General features: G+C 69.4%; 23 protein-coding genes. 6 read left to right on the top strand and 17 right to left on the bottom strand.

The window, feature by feature from the left end:
* Window positions 1–40: 40 nt before the first annotated feature.
* Complete coding sequence (locus ACFWH5_RS06265) at window positions 41–946, top strand: LysR family transcriptional regulator (protein ID WP_378832950.1); 906 nt, start codon at window positions 41–43, stop codon at window positions 944–946.
* Window positions 947–957: 11 nt separating this feature from the next.
* On the opposite strand, the gene ACFWH5_RS06260 is transcribed toward ACFWH5_RS06265, so the two are convergent.
* Both ACFWH5_RS06260 and ACFWH5_RS06255 read right to left on the bottom strand, forming a co-directional pair.
* Window positions 958–1611: a nucleotidyltransferase domain-containing protein gene (locus tag ACFWH5_RS06260; protein WP_378832949.1), complete on the bottom strand. Its 654-nt coding sequence runs from the start codon at window positions 1609–1611 to the stop codon at window positions 958–960.
* Between the two features lie 65 nt (window positions 1612–1676).
* A complete protein-coding gene (locus ACFWH5_RS06255; protein ID WP_378832947.1) occupies window positions 1677–2432 on the bottom strand; it encodes an SDR family oxidoreductase in 756 nt (251 codons plus the stop codon).
* Between the two features lie 317 nt (window positions 2433–2749).
* Here ACFWH5_RS06255 and ACFWH5_RS06250 point away from each other — a divergent pair, with 317 nt between their 5' ends.
* Window positions 2750–3655 (top strand): RNA polymerase sigma-70 factor, encoded by a 906-nt coding sequence (locus ACFWH5_RS06250; protein ID WP_378832944.1) that lies wholly within the window; start codon window positions 2750–2752, stop codon window positions 3653–3655.
* Window positions 3652–4050, top strand: coding sequence for a hypothetical protein (locus ACFWH5_RS06245; RefSeq protein ID WP_378832943.1), 399 nt, complete (start codon window positions 3652–3654; stop codon window positions 4048–4050). The genes ACFWH5_RS06250 and ACFWH5_RS06245 overlap by 4 nt, the downstream gene beginning before the upstream one ends.
* Before the next feature lie 20 nt (window positions 4051–4070).
* Here ACFWH5_RS06245 and ACFWH5_RS06240 read toward each other — a convergent pair whose 3' ends face one another.
* The 6 genes from ACFWH5_RS06240 to ACFWH5_RS06215 all read right to left on the bottom strand — a co-directional run bounded on the left by ACFWH5_RS06240 (window position 4071) and on the right by ACFWH5_RS06215 (window position 9968).
* Window positions 4071–4937, bottom strand: coding sequence for an endo alpha-1,4 polygalactosaminidase (locus ACFWH5_RS06240; protein ID WP_378832941.1), 867 nt, complete (start codon window positions 4935–4937; stop codon window positions 4071–4073).
* A 56-nt stretch (window positions 4938–4993) separates the two neighbouring features.
* Window positions 4994–5575 carry a copper resistance protein CopC gene (locus ACFWH5_RS06235; RefSeq protein ID WP_378832939.1) on the bottom strand — a complete coding sequence of 194 codons (582 nt, stop codon included), beginning with the start codon at window positions 5573–5575 and terminating at the stop codon, window positions 4994–4996.
* A gap of 95 nt (window positions 5576–5670) precedes the next feature.
* Window positions 5671–6264 carry a hypothetical protein gene (locus ACFWH5_RS06230; protein ID WP_378832937.1) on the bottom strand — a complete coding sequence of 198 codons (594 nt, stop codon included), beginning with the start codon at window positions 6262–6264 and terminating at the stop codon, window positions 5671–5673.
* Window positions 6265–6334: 70 nt separating this feature from the next.
* Window positions 6335–7234, bottom strand: a complete 900-nt coding sequence (locus ACFWH5_RS06225; protein WP_378832936.1) for a DMT family transporter — start codon at window positions 7232–7234, stop codon at window positions 6335–6337.
* Window positions 7231–8517 (bottom strand): serine hydrolase domain-containing protein, encoded by a 1287-nt coding sequence (locus tag ACFWH5_RS06220; protein ID WP_378832935.1) that lies wholly within the window; start codon window positions 8515–8517, stop codon window positions 7231–7233. The genes ACFWH5_RS06225 and ACFWH5_RS06220 overlap by 4 nt, the downstream gene beginning before the upstream one ends.
* 71 nt (window positions 8518–8588) lie before the next feature.
* Window positions 8589–9968: an ATP-dependent RecD-like DNA helicase gene (locus ACFWH5_RS06215; protein WP_378832933.1), complete on the bottom strand. Its 1380-nt coding sequence runs from the start codon at window positions 9966–9968 to the stop codon at window positions 8589–8591.
* Between the two features lie 58 nt (window positions 9969–10026).
* Between ACFWH5_RS06215 and ACFWH5_RS06210 the strand changes: the two genes are divergently transcribed.
* Complete coding sequence (locus tag ACFWH5_RS06210; RefSeq protein ID WP_378832932.1) at window positions 10027–11097, top strand: hypothetical protein; 1071 nt, start codon at window positions 10027–10029, stop codon at window positions 11095–11097.
* A 28-nt stretch (window positions 11098–11125) separates the two neighbouring features.
* On the opposite strand, the gene ACFWH5_RS06205 is transcribed toward ACFWH5_RS06210, so the two are convergent.
* From ACFWH5_RS06205 to ACFWH5_RS06165, 9 genes are all read right to left on the bottom strand, one after another.
* Window positions 11126–13138, bottom strand: a complete 2013-nt coding sequence (locus tag ACFWH5_RS06205) for a cytochrome c oxidase assembly protein (RefSeq protein WP_378832929.1) — start codon at window positions 13136–13138, stop codon at window positions 11126–11128.
* A gap of 90 nt (window positions 13139–13228) precedes the next feature.
* Complete coding sequence (locus ACFWH5_RS06200; RefSeq protein ID WP_378832927.1) at window positions 13229–13516, bottom strand: HU family DNA-binding protein; 288 nt, start codon at window positions 13514–13516, stop codon at window positions 13229–13231.
* A gap of 284 nt (window positions 13517–13800) precedes the next feature.
* Window positions 13801–14631: an endonuclease domain-containing protein gene (locus ACFWH5_RS06195; RefSeq protein WP_378832925.1), complete on the bottom strand. Its 831-nt coding sequence runs from the start codon at window positions 14629–14631 to the stop codon at window positions 13801–13803.
* A gap of 237 nt (window positions 14632–14868) precedes the next feature.
* On the bottom strand, window positions 14869–15174 hold the full coding sequence (rpsN, locus tag ACFWH5_RS06190) for a 30S ribosomal protein S14 (protein WP_378832923.1): 306 nt from the start codon (window positions 15172–15174) through the stop codon (window positions 14869–14871).
* A gap of 3 nt (window positions 15175–15177) precedes the next feature.
* Window positions 15178–15348 carry a 50S ribosomal protein L33 gene (gene rpmG, locus ACFWH5_RS06185; protein WP_298041383.1) on the bottom strand — a complete coding sequence of 57 codons (171 nt, stop codon included), beginning with the start codon at window positions 15346–15348 and terminating at the stop codon, window positions 15178–15180.
* Window positions 15348–15584, bottom strand: coding sequence for a 50S ribosomal protein L28 (rpmB, locus tag ACFWH5_RS06180; RefSeq protein WP_309066081.1), 237 nt, complete (start codon window positions 15582–15584; stop codon window positions 15348–15350). Before rpmB ends, rpmG begins: the two co-directional genes overlap by 1 nt.
* Window positions 15585–15753: 169 nt before the next feature.
* The gene (locus ACFWH5_RS06175) at window positions 15754–16593 is read right to left on the bottom strand and encodes a carbohydrate ABC transporter permease (protein WP_378832920.1); all 840 of its coding nucleotides are present in this window, start codon (window positions 16591–16593) and stop codon (window positions 15754–15756) included.
* 38 nt (window positions 16594–16631) lie between these two features.
* Entirely contained in the window at window positions 16632–17297 is a 666-nt protein-coding gene (locus ACFWH5_RS06170; protein WP_378832918.1) for a carbohydrate ABC transporter permease, read from the bottom strand.
* 276 nt (window positions 17298–17573) lie between these two features.
* Window positions 17574–18818 carry an ABC transporter substrate-binding protein gene (locus ACFWH5_RS06165; RefSeq protein ID WP_378832916.1) on the bottom strand — a complete coding sequence of 415 codons (1245 nt, stop codon included), beginning with the start codon at window positions 18816–18818 and terminating at the stop codon, window positions 17574–17576.
* Window positions 18819–19000: 182 nt separating this feature from the next.
* Here ACFWH5_RS06165 and ACFWH5_RS06160 point away from each other — a divergent pair, with 182 nt between their 5' ends.
* Window positions 19001–20209 carry a Gfo/Idh/MocA family protein gene (locus ACFWH5_RS06160; RefSeq protein WP_378832914.1) on the top strand — a complete coding sequence of 403 codons (1209 nt, stop codon included), beginning with the start codon at window positions 19001–19003 and terminating at the stop codon, window positions 20207–20209.
* Window positions 20199–21200 carry a LacI family DNA-binding transcriptional regulator gene (locus tag ACFWH5_RS06155; RefSeq protein ID WP_378832911.1) on the top strand — a complete coding sequence of 334 codons (1002 nt, stop codon included), beginning with the start codon at window positions 20199–20201 and terminating at the stop codon, window positions 21198–21200. The genes ACFWH5_RS06160 and ACFWH5_RS06155 overlap by 11 nt, the downstream gene beginning before the upstream one ends.
* Window positions 21201–21225 lie beyond the last annotated feature (25 nt).

Below are 21225 nucleotides of genomic sequence, written 5' to 3'. Positions count from 1 at the left end.
AATAGATGTGTAGGCGGTCGACCATAGATATGATCTATGCGTGGCGGTTGCCGACCTTAACCAGATCCGGACGTTCGTGACGCTCTACGAACTGCGGAGCGTGACCGCTGCGGCCGAGCGCCTGCACGTCACGCAGCCGACCGTCAGCTACACCCTGCGTCGGCTGCGGGATCGATTCGACGACGATCTGTTCCGACGCGAGGGCCATGACATGGTGCCTACGCCGCGGGCGACTCAGCTGTACGCGCCGCTGCACGAGGCGCTCGCTCAGATCGATGCGACCGTGAGCGACCCCGATGAGTTCGAGCCGTCCGGATTCTCGGGGGAACTGACCCTCGGTCTCACCTCGATCGGCGAGCAGACCTTCCTCCCGCCCATCATGGCCGCTCTCGCGCGCGAGGGTGCGACGCCTCATCTTCAGGTGGCGCGTCTGAACTCGGATCAGGTCGAGGACGGCCTGGCGCGCGGGAGCATCGACATCGCCATCACCGTCGCGCTCGTCGGGACCCCGCGGTTGTGGCGTTCGCGGGTGAGGGCCGTCGAGTATGTTGCTCTCTCGTCGGGCTCACATCCACTGCCGCCCACGTCGGCCGACATGTTCGCGGGGCGGCGATTCGTGCGGGTGTCCGGGCGCGGCGGACACGTCTATCCCGTGCAGGCGCTCACCGAGCACGGGATGCTGGCGCAGGTGGCGCTCACGGTCGAGGAGTACGCGACGGTTCCCGCGGTTCTGGAAGCGACCGACCTCGTCGTTCTGCTGCCGCGCCATGTCGCGGAGGTGTTCTGCCGGTGGTTTCCGCGGTTGCGCATCGCCGACCTTCCCTGGCCGGCGCAGAGCACCCCGGTGTCGTTGTACACGCGCCGGGAGGCGAATCTCTCCCCGGCTCAGCGCTGGTTCCGATCGCTCGTGCTCGAGTCGCTGTCGACGGACGACCAGCCGGTCTGAGCGCCGGGGCGCTACGCTCGGCGGCTCCGGTTCCAGCTCGCCTTCGCGGGCGCGAGCGGGCTGCGTACGTGGATCGACCACGAAGAGTGGGGGTGGATGGAGAGGATCGCCCGTTCGAACCACGCGCGCGCCTCCGCGGACAGGGCCGAGAGCACGGCGTCCTTGTCGATATCGTCCTCAGGGCGCGGCCGGAGCGCCTTCCATACGAGCTGCACCTCGGGGGCACCCGTGGGAATGCCGTCCACGTCGTGAACGGCACGCTCCCAGGACAGCTGCAGGCGCGGGTCGCGCTTGTAGACCCATGCCCGGTCGACCCCGTCCTCGACGTTGACCTGCAGCACCCACGCACCCGAGGCGTCGTCGCGGACGAGGACGGGGTGCAGATCCGCGTCCTCCGGCACATCAGCGACCGCGACGACGTCGTCGCCGGCGTCCGCCCAGGCGCTGTACCCCGGCGGCAGCGAGTCGATCAGGGCGCGCATGCTCGGCCGCAGCACGCTCACGTCAACGTTCGAGCGCGGCCGGATCGGGTGGCCGAGCCATCGATCGAGCGCCACGCCGCCGGAGAGCCACCAGCGGACTCCAGCGGGGGCCAGGAGCCGCGCGACCTCGTCCGCGGCGAGAGGCTGCCAGCGGGGATCGGAGTGCGCGGTGGTTTCACTCATGCGTCGAGGCTATGGCACCGGCGCGCTCGACGGCGCGCGACCCGGGCCCGCGAATCCGCGAACGACTATCCGCGCGGCGGGTTGAGGGGCAGCCACTGCTCGAGTGTGGTCTCGAAGATCTGAGCGCCTTCGACGGGGATGAGGGTGCGCTCTTCGATCTGCGCGCCGTAGTAGGGGGCGCTGTCATCGCGGACCACCATGCGGGGATCGCCGCGGAACTCGAGGGCCCGACGGGCGAACTCATCCATGCCGAACGCCTCAGGACCGGCGATCTCGACGTCACCCTGCGCCTCGGAGACCGCCGCGCGCGCCACCGCGGTGGCGACGTCTTCCGCCGCGATCGGCTGGATCAGCGCGCCCGGGAGTGTGACCGTGTCGCCCTCGGTCGAGATGTCGGCGATGCTGCCCACGAACTCGAAGAACTGCGTCGCGTGCACCAGGGTGTAGTCGATGCCCGAGCCGCGGATGAGCTCCTCCTGCGCGGCCTTCGCCGCGAAGTAGGCGATGTTCTGCGGGCGGTCGGTGCCGACGATGGTGAGCGCGACGTGCTTCGTCACGCCCGCGGCGGTCTCGGCGGCGAGCAGGTTGCGGGTCGAGGTGGTGAAGAACTCCATCACGTCGTCCGGGGCGAACGAAGGGGAGTTCGACACGTCCACCACGGTGTCCGGGTCCACCAGCACCTCCGCGAGACCCTCCCCCGTCAGCGTGTTCACACCGGTGTTGGGCGAGGCGGCGACGGCCTCGTGGCCGTGCTCGGTCAACTTCGCGACGACCTTCGAGCCGATGAGGCCGGTGCCTCCGATGACGACGATCTTTGCCATGTTCATGCCTTTCCGTGAGCGACGCCGGATGCGGCGTCTGACATCTCTGACCGCGAGGCGCTCGCCGGTGTGACAGCCGACTCGTCAGCACACCAGCGGAACCCGCGTACAGCGAGATGCTGGAGGCTGCACGCCCCGGGCCGCCGGACCCGACCATGCCGAAACGCGTGTGACCGTGCATCGGGGTGTCACGGATCGAGACGGCAGCCGGTCTTCCCTTCGATGCAGGTGTTCGCGCGGTCGTGCGAGTCCGACGACGGCAGCGCGAGGGGTGGAAGCACTTGTCGGAACGAGGTGAAGCGGTGGAGAGTGTGGATGTGGATGTGACCGGCGCGGCTGCGGGGTCCGGCGAGGCCCTGGATGCCGCCGTGGCGGTCTTCGCGGCGCAGCGGCGGCGCCTGTTCGGCATCGCCTATCGGATGCTCGGCACCGTCGCCGACGCGGAGGACATCGTGCAGGAGACCTGGATCCGGTGGCAGAACACCGATCGGAGCCAGGTGCAGGAGCCCGCCGCGTTCCTCACCACGATCACCACCCGCCTGTCGATCAACGTCCTGCAGTCGTCGCGCGCCAAGCGCGAGACGTACATCGGCCCCTGGCTTCCCGAGCCGGTCAACACCGACGACGATCCGGCCCTCGGCGCTGAGCGCGCCGAGGCGCTGCACGTCGCGATCCTGCTGACGCTCGAGAAGCTGACGCCGACCGAACGGGCGGCGTACATCCTCCGCGAGGCGTTCGACTATCCCTACCCCCGTATCGCCGAGGTCATCTCCTCGAGTGTCGTGAACGCCCGCCAGCTCGTCAGTCGCGCGCGTGCGCACCTCGCGTCTGCACGTCAGTCGGCCGTCGAGCCGACGCACCATCGGCGGCTTCTCGAAGCCTTCCTCGCCGCGGCGCGGCAGGGCGATGCTCAGCAGCTCGAGACGCTCTTCGCGGACGACGTCGTCAGCTACACCGATGGCAACGGCGTCAAGCTCGCCGCGCGCATCCCCGTGAACGGCCGCGGCCGAGTGGCGAAGTTCGTTGCCGCGTTCGCGCACCACTTCTGGACGGGCAAGACGATCGGCTGGGTCGAGGTGAACGGCCAGCCGGCGGCGACGCTCATCGAGGATGGCGACGTGACCACGGTCCTGACCCTGACGACATCCGAAGACGGCATCCAGCAGCTGCTGTGGATGATGAACCCGCAGAAGCTCGGACACGTGATCCCGGCCCGCGCATGATCCGCAGGCACCAGCCGGCATCGCTGCGCCGGAGGCGCCTCGGTGCCGTCGATCCGGGCGTCGTCGAGCGCCTCGCCGTCGCGCTGGCAGCCGGCGACCGCGACGAGATCCGCGCGGTGCTGCATCCGCAGGTCGTGCTGACCATCGACAGCGGTGGCCTCGTCCCCGGGGCGTCGACGCCCCTGCGGGGCGCGGCCGCGGCATCCGAGGCGCTGCTCGCGCTGACGACTCCCGACACGTCGGCGACGATGGCCTCGATCAACAGCGTCCGCGGGTTCCTTCTCGTTCGCGAAGACGTCGTCGTGGCCGCCGTCACCGCCGAGGTGCGGACCCGGCTGCTCGCGACGCTCTGGGTGGTGTGCAACCCCGAGAAGCTGCGGCACTGGAACAGATGACGCGGTGCGCGGCCGCCGCCTCAGCCGTCGGCGCCGGGTGCAGGACAGGCGCGGTAGACGTATCCCGCGTCCTCCGGCATCCGCAGGTCGTGGTCGCGTAGGATCATCGTCGGCCGCGACGGATCCGCACACGCCTGGGCGAACCCGTCTGCGCCGAGCTCGTCGACGTACTCGATGTCGAGTACCACCGTGTAGACGTCGGCGTAGGCGCCGCACTCGTCGTACCGTTGGCACGACTCGGTGATGGCGAAGTCGTAGCCGATCTCCGCCAGGCGCGAGGCGTGCTCGGCCGTGTTCTTCTGCGCGATGGCCAGACCCGCCTCGTGCGCGAGCCGGGCGTACTCCGCGGCGAGCGCCATGTTGTCCTCGCGCGTCAGCCTGCCCTCCGAGCGGGTGTAGGAGTCGAGATTGTCGATCTCGACGGCAGCGTACCCGGCGTCGCGGCATCCGGCGATCCATGGCCCGACCATCGCGACGAGCGCGTCGCGCTTCGCTGGCGTCGACGTGTCGAAGAGGAACTCGTCAGGCCACCCCGGGTCGGCGAGCGGCTTCCCGTCCACGTGCACGATGAGCTCCGGGTGCTCCGCTGCCGTGTCCGCCGACGCGTCGGGCTGCGTCTGGAAGCCGTTCACGTAGCAGATGTCGTACCCCGCGCCGGCGGGTTCCTGCAGGCGATCGCGCGCCACCACGGTGACGCCGGCGGGCGGCGGGTACGCGCCGCCCAGCTGGTAGTCGAAGCCCGCGCCCGGAGCGGGCAGCGTCACCTCGGCCGCATCCGGCACAGTGTCCTCGGCGGGGGCGGGACCCCCGCATCCGGCGAGCGCACAGACGACCGCGGCGGATGCCGCGATCAGCAGCATCCGCCCGGTTTCGCGCACTGCGCCCATCACGCTCCCTCCGCCGGTGCAGAGTGCACTCTATCCCGGCGGAGGAAGCGCGGCGATCAGGCCCGGCGCTTGCGGGCGACCATGACAGCCGTCACGATCGCCGCGACGACGATCAGCCCGCCGACGCCCCACAGCACCGGCGCGAGCGCCGAGTCGCCGTCCTCGGACGCGGAGGCCGGGGTCTGCTCTGCCGTGGGCTGGTCGCTCGGCTCATCGGACGCCTCGTCCGCCGGCTCGGCGGACGCCTCGGCATCCTCCGCGGCGAGCGAGAACGCGTACTCTCCGTCTGTCGGGTGGCCGTCGCTGGAGACGACCTTCCAGGTGACGGTGTAGTCGCCGTTCGGCATGCCCTCGTCGAGCGGCACGGTCACGGTGTCGGCCTGCACCACCGGCTCACCGGCGACCCAGTCCTGACCGGTCGAGTCCACGACGGTCATGGCGGTGCCGCTGTTGTCCTCCAGCGACAGCAGGTTGTTCGAGAAGGTCAGCACGACCTGCTCGGGTGCGACGGTGAGCTGCTCATCGGCAGCGGGCGTGCTCTGCACGAGCTCGTCGTGCGCGGCGGCGGGTGCGGCGACGGCGAGCACGGCGGCGGCGGCCACGGCGGCCCCCGCGAGGACGGTACGGATGCGGAACATGGGAAAACCTCTCATCGGATGCCGCGAAGCGGCAGATCTGTTCGACGGCGCGCGCCGGAATGGCACGCCCGGATGCCGCAGGGATGCGGCGCTGATCAGACGAGACGGAGAGGAGGGCCGCGCCGTCGCAGGGCGGACAGCAGCGGGTCGCGGCGCCGCGGCGCGAGGACGACGGCCCAGCGCGTGGAACCCTGACGCGGGACGAGCGCGGGTGCGGGCAGGCGCACAGTGCGTCGCAGCCACGCGCGCACGGCGGATGCCGCGGTCAGCAGCGCCTGCAGCAGACGCTCGCCGCGATGCAGGGCGACGATCGTCACCACGGCGGCGCAGGCGTGCGCGCCCCACATCCCGGCGTCCCCGGCCAGCGGGATCGCGGCACCGTCGAAGGAGAGCACCATGGCGCCGTGATCATGCGGGGTGAAGCCGCCTTTCGGCGTGATGCTGCCCAGCACGAACAGGGCGTGGAACAGCAGCTGCGAGGCCACCACCGACAGGCTCAGCCGCAGCACGGAGAGTCGTCGGCCCGACAGCAGCGTGCAGATCATCAACGACAGCAGCCATGGCACCAGCACGCCCAGGGGTCCTGGCATCGTCCCCGACACCCACACGTGCGACGCGAGCGCGACGAAGGTCGCGATCGAGGCCGCGGTCGCCCCGCGGACGAGCGGGATTCTGCGTGAGGGACGCACCGCACCATCCTTTCACGGTTCGTCGGGCCCCGCCGGTCCGTCGGGTCTCGTCCCGCCCGACGGATGCGGATCAGGGCACCGGGTGCGGCTCGGGCTGCCGTCGCCCCACCCACACGGCGCCGGCGCTGGCGAGCACCACCAGCGCGATGCCGAAGATCTCCAGCGGCGACAGGCGCTGGCCGAGCAGCGCGAAGCCGGTCACCCCGGCGAGCGCGGGCCCGAGACTCATCAGGATGCCGAACACGGCCGGCGGCAGCCGGCGCAGCGCGATCAGCTCCAGCGCGTACGGCACGGTCGAGCTCAACAGCGCCACTGCCGCGCCCAGCGCGAGCAGATCGGCACGCAGCAGGGCGGGCCCTGCATCCACGAGGCCGAACGGGAGCGACAGCACGGCGCCGACGACCATCGCGAAGGCGAGTCCGTCGAGCTTCGGGAAGTCACGGCCGACCCTCGCCGAGGCGAGGATATACCCCGCCCAGCCGGCCGCGGCGGCGAGGGCGAACAGCACGCCGGGAAGCGTCAACCGGTCCCAGCCGCCACCGCCGAGGGCCACGATGCCCAGCATCGCGAGCACAGCCCACAGCCACGCGGAGCGCGCTTTCGAGGTGATCACCGCGAGGGCGAGCGGACCGAGCACCTCGATCGTCACGGCGACGCCGAGCGGCAGCTCGGACAGGGCCAGGTAGAACATCGCGTTCATCAGCGCGAGCACCGTGCCGAACATCAGCGCAGCGCGCCACGCGCCGGGTGTGCGGCCGCGCAGCGACGGCCTGGCCACCGACAGCAGGATCAGCGCCGAGACCACCAGGCGCAGCATCACCATGCCGAGCGGGCCCACCTCGGGAAACAGCAGCACGGCGAGCGATGATCCGACCTGCTGACACAGCAGGCCGGCGCCGATCAGGCCGATGGCGATCGCGCCGCCTCCGAGAGGGCGGTGCGCCGGCGGGAAGGCCGGCGTCCGCGTCACTGCGCCGGCGGAGCGGTGCAGATCGCGTTGTCGGCGATCGTCTGGGCGTACTGCTCGGCGGTGAACGGCAGGCCGAACTCGGGGGCCGTCTGGCCCTCCGCGGCCGGCGCCTTCGAGGCGATCGCGGCCAGCTGCCACGCCAGGTACGCAGCCGTGCCGCCCCCGGTCGAGGAGTTGTTCAGCGTCACTGCGACGGTGAACCCGGTGGCCGGATCGGAATAGGCGGCGGTGATGTATCCCGGGGTCCAGCCGTGCTGCCCGATCATCGAGCCGACCAGGAATCCGCCGCCGGTGGCCTGATACCAGGTGGGCGCCTTCGACGATGCCGGAAGAGGTGCCGAGAAGCGGGCGGGCTCGGCATCCTTCTCGCGCAGCGCCTGACGCGCCTCGGCCTGCACGTAGCGACCGAGGTCCTCGATGGTCGACACCGCGCCCGAATCGGTGAACCCGGTGCTCGAGGACATCTCGGTGATGTCCACCGGCGCGGCGCAGTCGTAACCGCCCTCGACCGCGGGCAGGTACCGGCCCTTGAGCGCCGGCGCGGGCGCGGGGGGCGCGGCCTTCGGTCGCGGCAGCGACGTCGAGGCGAGTTCGAGCGGCTCCGTCACGTACCTCTCGATCAGCTGCGACGCGCTCATGCCCGACGCGCGCTCCAGGGCGAGGCCGAGCATCAGGTATCCCGCATCCGAATCACGGAACGCGGTGTGCGCGGGCCCGCGCTGCCGGCCCAGACCGAAGCTGGCCAGCTGCAGGGGCGACCAGTCGCGCGCGGGGGTGTTCAGCCAGTAGCCCTTCACCGACGCCTCGGACGAGCCGATGCCGCTCGTGCCGTTGCACAGGTCGAGCAGCGTGATGTCGGGCAGGTCGGCGACACCCGAGACGTACTTCGGCACAGGGGCGTCGAGTTTCACCTTGCCGTCGTCAGCGAGGCCGTACAGCACGTCGCAGGTCATCAGACGGGTCACATCGCCGATACGGAACGACATGTCGGCGGTGACCTTGGTGTCGTCTCCGGCGCCCTGCGTCCCCAGCCCGGTGACCCAGGTGCCGCTCCACGGCACCCACACGCCCACGATCGCCCCGGAGGCGCCCGTCGCGGTCATGGCGTTCTCGACCGCCGTCTGCAGCTGCGCGGTGACGTCCTCGGGCAGTGCGGCGTCGACCTGCTCAGGAGGCGTGTAGCTGAACTGCTCGGCCTGCCCCGAGCATCCGGTGAGGGTGAGGGCGAGCGCGGCGACGGCGCCGACGACTGCGCGCGCACGGCGCGACGAACGAAGCTGCATGGATCGACTCTCCCGGGGATGGATGCTCCGAGTCTAGAACGCGGAGGCTGGGAGCCTGCCACCCGCGCCGCTCAGCCCGTGACCGCCTCGGCCCGCCGCGCCTCCCACGCCTCCCGCATGAAACGCCGCACGTCCTCGTCGACCCGGATGTCACGCGGGCGCAGCGGACGCGAGAGGTACAGCCCGTCGAGCGAGGTGAGTCGGCTCAGCGCCACGTACGTCTGGCCCGGGGCGAACGCGCCGGATCCGAGGTCGATGATCGCCCGGTCGTAGGTCTTGCCCTGCGACTTGTGGATGGTCACCGCCCACGCGAGCCGCAGCGGGAACTGCGTGAACTCCGCCACCACCTCGCGGGAGAGCGTCTTCGTGCCCGGGTTGTACGCGTAACGGAACCGCTCCCAGACGGCGGGTTCGACATCGAACTCCTCGCCGTCGACGTCGACGCGCACCGTGCCGCCGAGGATGCGGGTGACGGTGCCGATCGAGCCGTTCACCCAGCGCGGCGGCTCGCCCTGCAGGCCGGTGTCGTTGCGGAGGAACATCACCTGGGCGCCGACCTTCAGCTTCAGCTCGGAATCGGCGGGATAGTTCGCCTCGCCGCGGCCGAAGTCGCCCGACACCTCGGCACGGGCGGTCTGCTCGCGACCCGGCAGCGCCTCCAGGTGCCGCCGGTTGATGGTGTTCACGATGTCGTTGCGGGTCGCGAGGGTGATGATCGGCACCTCGCCGGGCTCGGGTTCCGGCGGCGTGCGCGCACCCTGCGTGTTCAGCGCTTCCGCGATGTCGGCCGTGACCCGGCCGTAGCGCACCGCGTTCAGCATGGACTTGAACCCGTCGTCGGACTGCCGGTGGATGCGCACCAGCTCGCGCACGTGCAGCTTCGCACCGTGCGCGCCGAGGTCGAGCATCCCCCCGTCCGACGCCGCGCCGCCGGTCCAGACCTTGGCGTCGAAGAACCAGAACGAGCGGTAATGATCCTGGATGTAGCGCAGCTCATCGCCGCGCGGCGGCACAGGGGCGAGCTGGTACGGGTCGCCGAACATGACCACCTGCACGCCGCCGAACGGCTCGGCCCGGCGGCCGCGCGCCTGGCGTAGCGACCGGTCGATGGCGTCCATCAGATCGGCGTTCACCATCGAGATCTCATCGATCACCAGGGTCTCGATGGCGTTCAGGATGCGCCGGGTGGCATCCGACTGATCGATTTCGCTCTCGGCGATGAGCCCGATGGGCAGCCGGAACAGCGAGTGGATCGTCTGCCCCTCCACGTTCAGGGCCGCGACGCCGGTGGGAGCGCAGATCGCGATCTGCTTCTTGGTGTTCCACGCGAAGTGCTGCAGCAGCGTCGACTTGCCTGTCCCGGCGCGGCCGGTGATGAAGACGTGCTCGTCGGTGTCCTCGATCAGACGGAACAGCGCGCGCTGTTCATCGGAGAGGGGCGGCGCGGACACGCACCCCATGTTAAGGCTGTTCGGCGCCGTCCCAGGAGCGCATCTCTAGACTTGCGCCATGATGCACGCTCGGAGGGGGTCCCGGCGGCGCGCCCGCCTGAGCACGGACCTCACGATCCTGGGGATCGTCGGCGTGCTGCTCATCGCGGCGCTCGCCGCCGGCGGCGTGTCTCTGTACCAGCAGTATTACAGCCCGTCCGCCTTCGTGCAGCGCTATCTCGATCTGCTCTCGTCCGGCCGTGCCGCCGACGCGCTGCTGCTGCCGGGGGTGTCGGTCGATCTCGCGCTGCTCGAAGACTCCGGCATCGACAGGACGGCATCCGAGGCGCTGCTGCGCCCGGCGGCGCTCGCCCCGCTCACCGACGCGCACATCACCTCCGAGAAGGCCGCGGACGGCGCCTACGCCGTCAGCATCGAATACCGGGCGGCGGGCGTGCGGGGAATGACCACGTTCCAGGTCGTGCAGGACGGCTGGGCCGGCATCACCCCCGACTGGCGGTTCGCACGCAGCCCGCTCGCCGAGATCGAGCTCACCGTGCGCGGGTCCGATCAGTTCACCGTGAACGGCTTCGCCATCGACCGCCGGCAGGTCTCGGCGGCCGGAGCGGATGCCACGCCGCTCGACCCGCTGCACCTGATGGTGCTCACTCCCGGCATGTACTCGGTGACCGTCGACACGGCCATCGCGGCGTCGCCCGGCGTCAGCGTGCTCGCCGACACCCCGCTGGCGCGCACCCCTGTCGATGTGCAGGCGATGCCCACCGAGCAGTTCACCGAGGTGGTGCAGCAGAGGGTCGAGGAGTTCCTCCTCGGATGCGCCACGCAGGAGGTGCTCCAGCCCACGTCGTGCCCGTTCGGCCTCGAGGTGCAGAACCGCCTCGTCGACGGCTCGGTGCCGAAGTGGTCGATCGCCGAGCAGCCGAAGGTGACCGTCGTTCCCGACGGGTCGAACTGGGCGATCCCGCCGACGGATGCCGTGGCGCACATCGAGGTCGAGATTATGTCGCTGTTCGACGGCTCGGTGCAGACCGTCTCGGAGGACGTGCCGTTCCAGGTCGACGGCACGATCGCGATCATGCCCGACGGGTCGGCATCCATCCGCGTCGGCTCGCCCTCGTCCGACGAGTAGACCTCCGTCGCGCACTCGGCGTTGTCGCTCAGTGCGCTTCGCGCTGCGCGATCCTCCTGTCGCGCTCGGCGATCTCCGCGAGACGCGCGTTGTACTCCTCCAGTTCCGCGTCGCCCGTGCGGTCGGCGTGCCTGTCACGGCGACGCTGCAGCCTGGCATCCGATCGCGACCACTGCATCGCGACCGTGATCGCGAGGATCAGGGTCGGGATCTCGCCCACCGACCAGGCGATGCCGCCGCCGATGTACTGATCCTCGAGCGGCGTCGGCCCCCACGTGCGCCCCATCGATCCGAACCATTCCGCGACGATCAGGCCCTCCTGCATCATGATCGCCATGCCGAAGAAGGCGTGCATGGCCATCACCGCGATGAGAGTGATCAGTCGGCCCGCGTGCGGCAGACGGTACGGCACCGGATCGACGCCGATCAGGCTCATCACGAACAGGTAGCCCGAGAGAAGGAAGTGGAGGATCATCCACTCGTGGCCGAGATGGTCGTACATCGCCCAGCGCACCAGGTCGGTGAAGTAGAAGGCCCACAGCGACACGACGAAGATCGCCGCTGCGACGAAAGGATGCGTCACCACACGGGAGAAGGGCGAGTGCACCGCCCACATGATCCACTCGCGTCCGCCGCGCGTGCCGTCTTCGCGCTTGTGCACCGCTCGCAGTGCCAGGGTGATCGGGGCGCCGCTGACCAGCAGCAGGGGGATCGCCATGCTGAGCACCATGTGCCCGAGCATGTGCACGCTGAACAGGTACTCCTGGTACCTGTTCAGCGGACCGCAGGTGACCCAGAGCAGCAAAGCCATGCCGAGCATCCAGAACACCGTGCGCTGGATCGGCCAGCGATCGCCGCGCCGGTGCAGGCGCAGCACGCCGGCGATGTAGAACACGACGCCGAAGCCCACCGCCACCAGCCAGAGCACGTCGATGTCGATGGAAGTGAACCAGCGGTCCAGGCTGAGCTCGGGCGGCAGCACCTCACGGGTGAGCCGCTGCGCCGGCGTCTGCACGGCCGGGGGCTCCTCGCCGACCGGCGGAGGCGTGCGGGCCAGCGCGGCCGCCGCACCGGACGCCAGGCCCATCAGCAGCAGCTCACCGAGGATGAGACGGAAGAACGACCGCTTCTGCCGCTCACCGCTGAGGTGCGGGATGAGACGGCGCCGGTACCAGGCCCCGAACAGTCCGAGGCCGGCGAGCAGCGCCGCCTTGGCGATGACGATCACGCCGTAGGGGCTGAGCAGCTCCGACCAGTCACCGAGGGCGACGACGGTGCGCGCCACACCCGAGACCGCCACCACCACGAATGCCGCCAGGGCGAGCGACGAGTAGCGCGCGACCAGCAGAGGCAGATCGATCCGCTCGGCGGCATCCCTCGGCGCGCGATCGCGCATCGCACCCGGCCGCAGCAGCACGAGCAGCATCACGCCGCCCAGCCAGACAGCCGCGCCGATCGTGTGCAGCAGGATCGCGTTGACGGCGACGGTGTGACCCGCCAGATCGCCGGAGTGCCCCTGGGTGGCCATCGGGAGGAAGGTGGCTGCGGCGAGCACCGCCGTGAGCATGGTCCCGGTCCAGCTGCGCCAGCCGAACACCAGCAGCGTGACGACGGCCCCCATCACCGTCGTGATGAGCCACGCCTGGCCGAGAGGCAACTCGAGCAGGAATCTGCCGAACTGCTCGCCGAACGAGCGGTCGGCTGACAGCTTCGGGTTGAACGCGGCCATGAAGGTGAGGAACGCCGTGACACCCGAGGCGAGGGTGAAGACGGCGGCACCGACGGATGCGGTGTCGAGCGCGATGTCGAAGGACCTCTGCCCGCTGCGCAGACCGAACAGCGCGAGCACCAGTGAACCGAGCATCGCCGCGGCGGCGAGGTTCGCGATGAGCTTCACCACCGGCAGACCCCACATCACGATGGGCCCCGGATCGAGCAGCCTCGGCGGCACGGCGCCGCCGCCGACGAGCAGCGCCGCGATCACTGCCACGGTCGCCCCGGCGAGCAGCGTCGCGAGGCCCGCGAGACGGTAGGGGTTCACCGTTCCAGCCTAGGCGCGAAGCCTGTGTGCGGACGCCGGGGACGACGAAGGCCGCCCCGGGAGGGACGGCCTTCGTGCGGGGATGCGGTCTTACTTGACGGCAGCCTTCAGCTTGGAGCCGGCGGTCACCTTGACGCGCTTGCCGGCCGGGATCTTGATCTCGGCGCCGGTCTGCGGGTTGCGGCCGGTGCGGGCGGCGGTGTCGACCTGCTCGAACGAGATCCAGCCAGGGATCGAGACCTTGCTGCCCTTGGCGACGGCGTCCGAGACGGAGCCGAAGAGCGAGTCGAGAACGCGCGAGACCGTGGCCTGGCTCTCGCCGGTGGCGGAAGCGATGCTCGCGACGAGCTCGGTCTTGGTGATGGACTTGTCAGCCATGTCATCCTCCAGCGACGATGGTCCGCCGCATCATGTTGGTTTCGGAGGCGAACCTCCGTCGGTCGATCGACCGCCTTGACAGTATCAACCGAGGAAGCGAAATCCGCGTCATTTCGCGGGTTTCGAGCACATTTCTCGGCGTGTCAGGCCACTTCAGTCACACCAGTCACAGATTTGGGGGCGGGACGGCGCTGCGCGCCACGGCCGTGCAGGAGATCAACGCGCGTGAAGGAGTGGAGACCGCACTCTCCTCCTTCGTTCACGTTGATCTCCTGCATACCGGGTCAGCGGTGTGCACGGTGCAGCCCCTGAGCGATCGCCTCCATGATCACCGCCTGCACCTCGGACCAGCGATCCATGATCTGCCCGTAGCTGAATCGCAGCACGTGATACCCCTGCAGCGTCAACTGCGCATCATGCGCGATGTCGCCGGTGCGCTGCGCCCCGGTGTGCGTTGCACCGTCGATCTGGATCACCAGCCGGTCGCCGATGAGCAGGTCGACGCGGTGAACATGCACCCACGCCTGCGGAAGCATGGGCACTCGCAACCAGCTCAGCCGGTGGATGATGATCGTCTCGAGACCTGAGTCGGCGAACGGCCGCGCCTGCTCGAGTACTGCCGCTGCGGCCGGAGGCAGGGGCAGCCGGAACATGGCCTGACGGTCGATCAGACCCTTGTTCAGCGCCGACTCCCATATCACCAGGGCGGTCTCGAACGACTGGCACTGGGCGACGAGCGCCAGCGCGTTGACGAGGTGATCGACTGCGGCGTCGGCCGAACGCGGCAGCACCGGTTTCGACCAATGCACGGTGACGTCGTCCGGCACCGTCACACGTGCGGCGTGCGGAGCGGCAGCCACGTGGAACGCGCTCTTCTGCGGCATCCACAGTCCTGCGCGTTCCGCTGCCGTCACGCAACTCAGCACCACCCCGCGCTTGACCGCGCCGACCGCGGCGGCGTCGGCATCCGGCGTGGCAACCCAGCCGGGACGGATGCCGACGATCCGGGCCGCTGCCTTCGCTCGGCGCAGGGCGTAGTCGCTCACGCCGGCCCGGCGGAGCGAGCGGACGCGCGCGATGCCGCCGCACCGCCGCAGTTCGATGACGGGATCCACGCCCACAGCATCCGGCATCCGGCATCGGGCAGGCCTCGCGATCCGTCCTTCTGTGGAGAGCTCCGAACGCGAACGTCATTGTGGAAAGAACTCGCGTGAAGGAGATCAACGCGTATGCAGGAGGGATGCTGCCAAAACCTCCTGCAACCGCGTCGATCTCCTACGCGCGCGTCGCGGCCCCGCGCCCAGACATGCAGAAAGGGCGGGGATCCGAAGATCCCCGCCCTTGAGAACTGCTTACCAGCTCGACTTGGTCACGCCGGGCAGCTCACCGCGGTGCGCCATGTCACGGAAGCGGACACGCGAGATGCCGAACTTCGTGAGCACACCACGGGGGCGGCCGTCGATGACGTCGCGCGAGCGCACGCGCACCGGCGATGCGTTGCGCGGCAGCTTCTGCAGGCCGATGCGAGCGGCCTCGCGCTGCTCGTCGGTCGAGGTCGGGCTCACGAGAGCCTTCTTCAGCTCGGCGCGACGCTCGGCGTACCGGTCGACGATCACCTTGCGCTGCTCATTGCGAGCGATCTTGCTCTTCTTAGCCATGGATCAACGCTCCTCGCGGAATTCGACGTGCTTGCGGACGACCGGGTCGTACTTCTTCAGCACGATGCGGTCGGGGGTGTTACGACGGTTCTTCTTGGTCACGTAGGTGTAACCGGTGCCCGCCGTCGAGCGCAGCTTGATGATAGGACGGACGTCCTGAGCCTTCTTCGCCATTAGAGCTTCACACCCTTCGCAAGGAGGTCCTTGACCACGTTCTCGATGCCACGGACGTCGATCACCTTGATGCCCTTGGCGGACACGTTCAGGGTGACCTTACGACCGAGCGACGGCACGTAGTAGGTCTTCTTCTGCACGTTCGGGTCGAAGCGGCGCTTCGTCCGGCGGTGCGAGTGCGAGATGTTGTGACCGAAGCCGGGAACAGCACCGGTCACCTGGCACACTGCTGCCATGTTGTGACTCCTTCAATACCGTGAGGCCGGACGGCCCCACCCAAGATCCCTTGTCGGCCCCTTCCACTCACATCCGACCGGGCCGCGCAGGACCGGTGAGAATGAGGGGGAGGGACGAACTGCGCGCAGGAGAGCGCGCAGACAAAGAGTCAGTCTAGCATGCGCCGGGTCACTTCTCCGACCCGGCCACCATGCCCTTGATGAAGTAGCGCTGCAGCACGAGGTAGACGATGAGCACGGGCAGCACCGAGATGAGGGATGCCGCCGCCGCGGCGCCGAGGTCGCTGGACGAGGTCGCGAAGAAGCTGCTGATCGACGGGGCGATGGTGCGCATCTCGGGGCTGCGCATGAGGTAGACGCTCAGGGCGTATTCGTTCCAGACGTTGACGCCCGTGAGGATCACGACCGTCGCGGTCACCGGCCGGAGCATCGGCACGACCACCCGGAACAGCACCTGCACGGCGTTGGCCCCGTCGACCGACGCCGCCTCCTCGATCGAGACGGGCAGCCCGCGCATGAACGAGGTGTACAGGAAGATCGCGAGCGGCAGCTGAGTCGCCGTCATCACCAGGATGGTGCCCCAGTACGTGTTGACGCCGTTGAGCTGCACCATCTGGGCGTACAGCGGCACCAGCACCGACAACGGCGGAATCATGATCAACCCGACGATCACCGCGAACACGAGCTTGTTCAGGCGGGTGGGGCGCCGCGCCAGCGGGTAGGCCGCGAGCGCACCCAGCACGCACACGAGCACCGTGCTGCACACCGTCACCAGGGCGCTGTTGCCGATCGCGCGAAGGATGTGGCCCTGCTCGATGGCGGTGGCGAAGTTCTGCCAGTACACGTCGGCCAACGGCGGCAGCCACTGCGACGACAGGTCGCTGCGCGCCTTCAACGACGAGGTGAGGGTGATGTAGAACGGCAGCAGCTGCAGCAGCACGGCCAGCAGCACCCCCACGCCGATGGCGAGCCGCGCCGGCCATGGCGAGCGAGCGGGTGCCGGCGGCATCTCCCCCCGCCGCGCCGTCGTCGGTTCCCTCACCGCGCTCACAGCTGTTCCAGCCTGCGGCGGTTGAGCATCGTGTTCAGCAGCAGCGTGAACACCGCGATGATGAGGAACAGCACCACGCCCATCGCCGAGGCGTAGCCCGCGCGCTGGCTGTCGAAGTACATCTTCGCGATCAGCGTCGACACCGAGTTGGTCGCGTAGCCAGGACCGCCTCCGGTGAGCACCTGGATGACGTCGAAGAGCTTCAGACCGCCGATCAGGTTCAGCACGATGCTGGTGGCGAAGGCCGGCTGCAGCATCGGCACCGTGATGTTGCGGAACGACTGCCAGGAGTTCGCCCCGTCGAGCCGGGCCGCTTCGTAGTACATCGTCGGGATCGACTGCAGTCCGGCGAGGTAGATCACCATCGAGATCCCGACGAACTGCAGCGAGTTCACGGCCACGATGATCGCGACGGCAGCACCGGCGTCGCTCAGCCAGGCGGTGCGCTCACCGCCGAGCGCGATCACGAGATCGTTCAGTCCGCCGGAGTTGTACGAGAAGAACAGGTAGTACATCGTGCCCATCACGATGGGTGAGACGAGCACGGGCAGGTAGATGATCGCGCGGGCCAGTCCCCGCCCGCGCACCGCCCTGTCGAGCGCGAGGGCGAGCGCGAGACCGACCACCTGCTGCACCAGGGTGGAGCCGAAGCCGTAGACCAAGGTGTTCCGCAGCGCAGTGCCGAAGTTGGGATCGTCGAACAGGCGCAGATAGTTCTCGACACCCGAGAACCCCCGGTCGGCGCTGTATCCGTTCCAGTCGGTCAGCGACAGCAGGATGCCGTTCAGCAGCGGCCACAGGGTGAAGACGCCGAGCAGGATGAGGGCGGGGAGGTACAGCAGGTCGAGCCGCCGCCCGGCGAAGCGGGGGACGTGCCCCCCCTGTCCCCCGCTTCGGCTGGGTCACCGCGGTGTCGTTCTCGACGACGGTGGCGGTGGTCATCCTCGCAGCGAGTCGTAGCTCGACGTCATCTGCGATACGGCGTCGGCGGGGCTCATCTGCCCGGTGATCACGCCGTCGGTGGTGGCGACCATCGTGTCCCAGATGCCGTTCGGCAGGTACACCCGGTCGAAGTACGGCTGCAGTGGCAGATCACCGGGCGCGACGAACTCGTCGTAGCTCGCCTGCAGGATGCCCAGATCGCTCTCCGCGTTCGTCAGACCGGGGATGCCGCCCACGGCACCCGCGAGTTGCGACAGGTTCTCGGGCTGGGCGAGGAAGTCGAGGTAGTCGAGCGCCTGCTCCTTGTTCGGCGAGTCCTTCGCGACGCCGTACGCCCGGCCCTCGCCGCCGACGAGAAAGGGCTCGCCGTCCTCGGACGGGATCGGCATGTATCCGAGGTCGGCGTCGGGGTTGAAGCCGAGCGCGGTGGCGACGAGGTAGTTCTGCACGAAGACGAACGCCGTGGTGCCCTCGGCCAGCGCCCGCCCCAGATCGTCGGTGGTGGCCGACGAGTAGTCGGGGTTGAAGTGGCCCGCCTGCTGCCAGTCGGAGACGTGCTCGAGGATGCGGGTGTAGCCCGCCTCGTCGAAGGTGCCGTCCAGGAAGCCCTCGAACGACTCCTCGCTGAAATCGCCGGAGCCGATGAAGTCGACGATGTTGCCGGCGAACCAGCTGTCCTTGCCCGAGGACGAGATCGGTGTCACGCCGGCGTCCTTCAGCGACGTCAGCGCCGCCTCGAAGGCGGTCCAGTCGGTGAGGGATGCCGGATCGATGCCGGCGTCGGCCAGCACCGTGCGGTTGTAGACGATGCCGGCGACGTCGGTGTCGATCGGCAGCGCGAAGAACTGGCCGTCGTCGTTCTTCATGGCCGGCGCGAGCGCCTCGTTGAAATCCTTCGCCCACGGCCGCTCGTCCAGCGGCTCGAGGAACTCGCTGTAGCGCAGCAGCGACCAGCCGTGCGTGGCCCAGATGTCAGGCAGGTCGCCCGACGACAGACGCACCTTGATGTCGGCCTCGTACGTGTCGGTCGAGGGCACCAGGTCGATCGTCACGCCGGGGTTGTCGTCCTGGTAGGCGTCGGTGATCTCCTGCAGCACCTTCAGCGACGGGTCCGAGGCGCCGAAGTTGGTCTGCATCTCGATCTCGACGTCGCCGCCGTCTCCGCCGGCATCCCCGCTGCATCCGGTGAGGGCCAGTGCGGCCGCGGCGACCGCCGCGACACCGATCATCGTGCGCTTCATGTTCCGTCCCTCGCTGTTCTTCGACGACATCGTGCAGAAAAAGGTGAGGCGAGAAGCCGCCGTTCGTGATAGGTTACCCGCGTAGATCACTGGGGATCAAGGGGTCCCGGAACCCCACTGAGGGGCAGGGTTCCGGGGCCTCCCTCCTGTGACACCCGTAGAGAGGCGAGGAATACTGCCAGATGGCGTTCAGCATGGGGATCGTCGGGGCGGGGCAGTTCGCCGGACAGTTCGCCACCCTCTTCCACCACCATCCCGGTGTGTCCGCGGTGCACGTGACCGACGTGCTCGCGTCCCGCGCCGACGCCCTGGTGGGCGCCGCCGGCCTGGCCGGCGCGTTCCGCTCCTTCGACGAGATGCTCGCGTCGCCGACGGTGGATGCCGTCGCGATCTTCACCCAGCGCTGGACGCACGGTCCGCTGGTGGTGAAGGCGCTGCGCGCCGGCAAGCACGTCTACTCGGCCGTGCCGATGGCGATCAGCGTCGACGAGATCGCCGCGATCATCGATGCCGTGCGCGAGACCGGGCTCACGTACATGATGGGCGAGACGAGCTACTACAACCCGGCGACGGTGTTCGCCAGGCAGAAGCTCGCGGAGGGTGCCTTCGGCCGGCTGTTCTACGGCGAGGGCGACTACGTCCACGACATGGACCTCGGGTTCTACGAGGCGTACCAGTACTCCGGCGGTGAAGGCTGGAAGGCGACGGCGAGCTACCCACCGCTGCTGTACCCGACGCACTCGATCGGCGGGGTGCTGGGTGCCTGGCCCACGTACGCCACCGCGGTGTCGGCGATCGGTGTCACCGACACCCGCGGCGACGGGGTCTTCGACCGCTCGGTGAGTCAGTTCGACAATGACTTCTCCAACGCGACCGCCCTTTTCGAGCTCGCGGCGGGCGGGTCGATGCGCGTCAACGAGTTCCGGCGCGTGGGCTACCCCTCGCACCTTCGCGAGTCGCGCTTCCGGTGGTTCGGCACCGACGGCTCCTTCGAGCAGCTGGCGCGCACCACGGTGTGGCAGAACCGCGAGGGCGTCGAGGACATCTCGCACCTGATCGACACCCATGCGTCGGCGGCCGCCGACGATCCCGCACTGGCCCACGTCGCCCCGGCGCTGCGCGATGCGTTCATCTCCGGTTACGCCGCGATCCACGAGTCCGAGCGGGCCCGCATCCCGATCGAGCTGCAGACCTTGCACAACGGGCATGAAGGCAGTCACCATTTCCTCGTGGACGATTTCGTTCGCGCCGTCGGCGACGGCGCGCTGCCCCCGGTGAACGCCTGGCAGGCGGCACGCTTCACGCTGCCCGGCGTGATCGCCCACGATTCCGCCCGCCGGGGCGGCGAGCGCCTCACGATTCCCGACCTGGGGTACCCGGATGCCGGATGAGCGCCGTCCGCGGTCGGTGACCCGCGCCGATGTCGCGCGCTACGCAGGGGTCAGCACGGCCGTCGTCAGCTACGTGCTCAACGACGGACCGAAACCCGTCGCGCCGTTGACCCGCGAGCGCGTGCTGGATGCGGTGCGGGTGCTGGGGTACCGGCCGAACGCCGTCGCCCGGGCGCTGTCGAAGGGGTCGGCCGACATGCTGGGGTTGCTGGTCAACGACAACCGCAACCCGTTCTTCGCCGAGCTCTGCCACGCACTCGATCAGGCCAGCGCCGAGACCGGGCGTTCGCTGCTCATCGTCAACTCCGACCGCACCCAGGTGACCACGTCGGAGCAGATCCGCGATCTGGTGTCGCGGCAGATCGGCGGGCTGATCATCGCCGACGTGCTGACCGCCCGGGAGCAGGCGCTCGTCGAAGCGCTCGGCATCCCGGCGGTCGTGATCGGTCCGTTCGGCGAGATCGACGGCCTGCAGAGCATCGGCGTCGGCTTCAGCGCGGGGGCGCGCGAGGCCACCGCGCACCTGGTCGGTCACGGCTACCGCGACATCGCCTTCGTCGGCAGCGCCGCACGATACGACGACCGGGAACGGGGGTGGCGGTCAGCGCTCGACGAGGCGCGCCTGCCTCTCGGCACGCAGCTGCACGTGCCGTTCAGCTATCAGGGCGGCCATGACGCGGGAATGCAGCTCGCCGACGCCGAGCGGCGGCCGCGGGCGGTCTTCGCGGCCTCCGATCAGATCGCCATCGGACTGCTGGCGGCGTTCGGTCGGCGTGGCATCCGGGTGCCGGACGAGATCGCCATCGCCTCCTTCGACGGCACACTGACCGCGGACTTCGTGTGGCCGCGCCTGACGACATCCGTGCAGCCGCTCGACGAGATGGCGGTGGCCGCCGTGCGGGCGGTGACGGACCCGGGCCCCGAGCGACGTCATCGCGAGCTCTCCACCACGCTGCGCGTCCGTGAATCGTGCGGGTGCACCCCCGGCTGAGCTGTCTTCTCCCGTGCGGCCGCGG

The organism is Microbacterium sp. NPDC058345 (genome assembly GCF_042723855.1).
Lineage (GTDB): Bacteria > Actinomycetota > Actinomycetes > Actinomycetales > Microbacteriaceae > Microbacterium.
The sequence above is the reverse complement of the archived record's forward strand: the minus strand, read 5'-3'. Positions and strand labels throughout refer to the sequence as shown.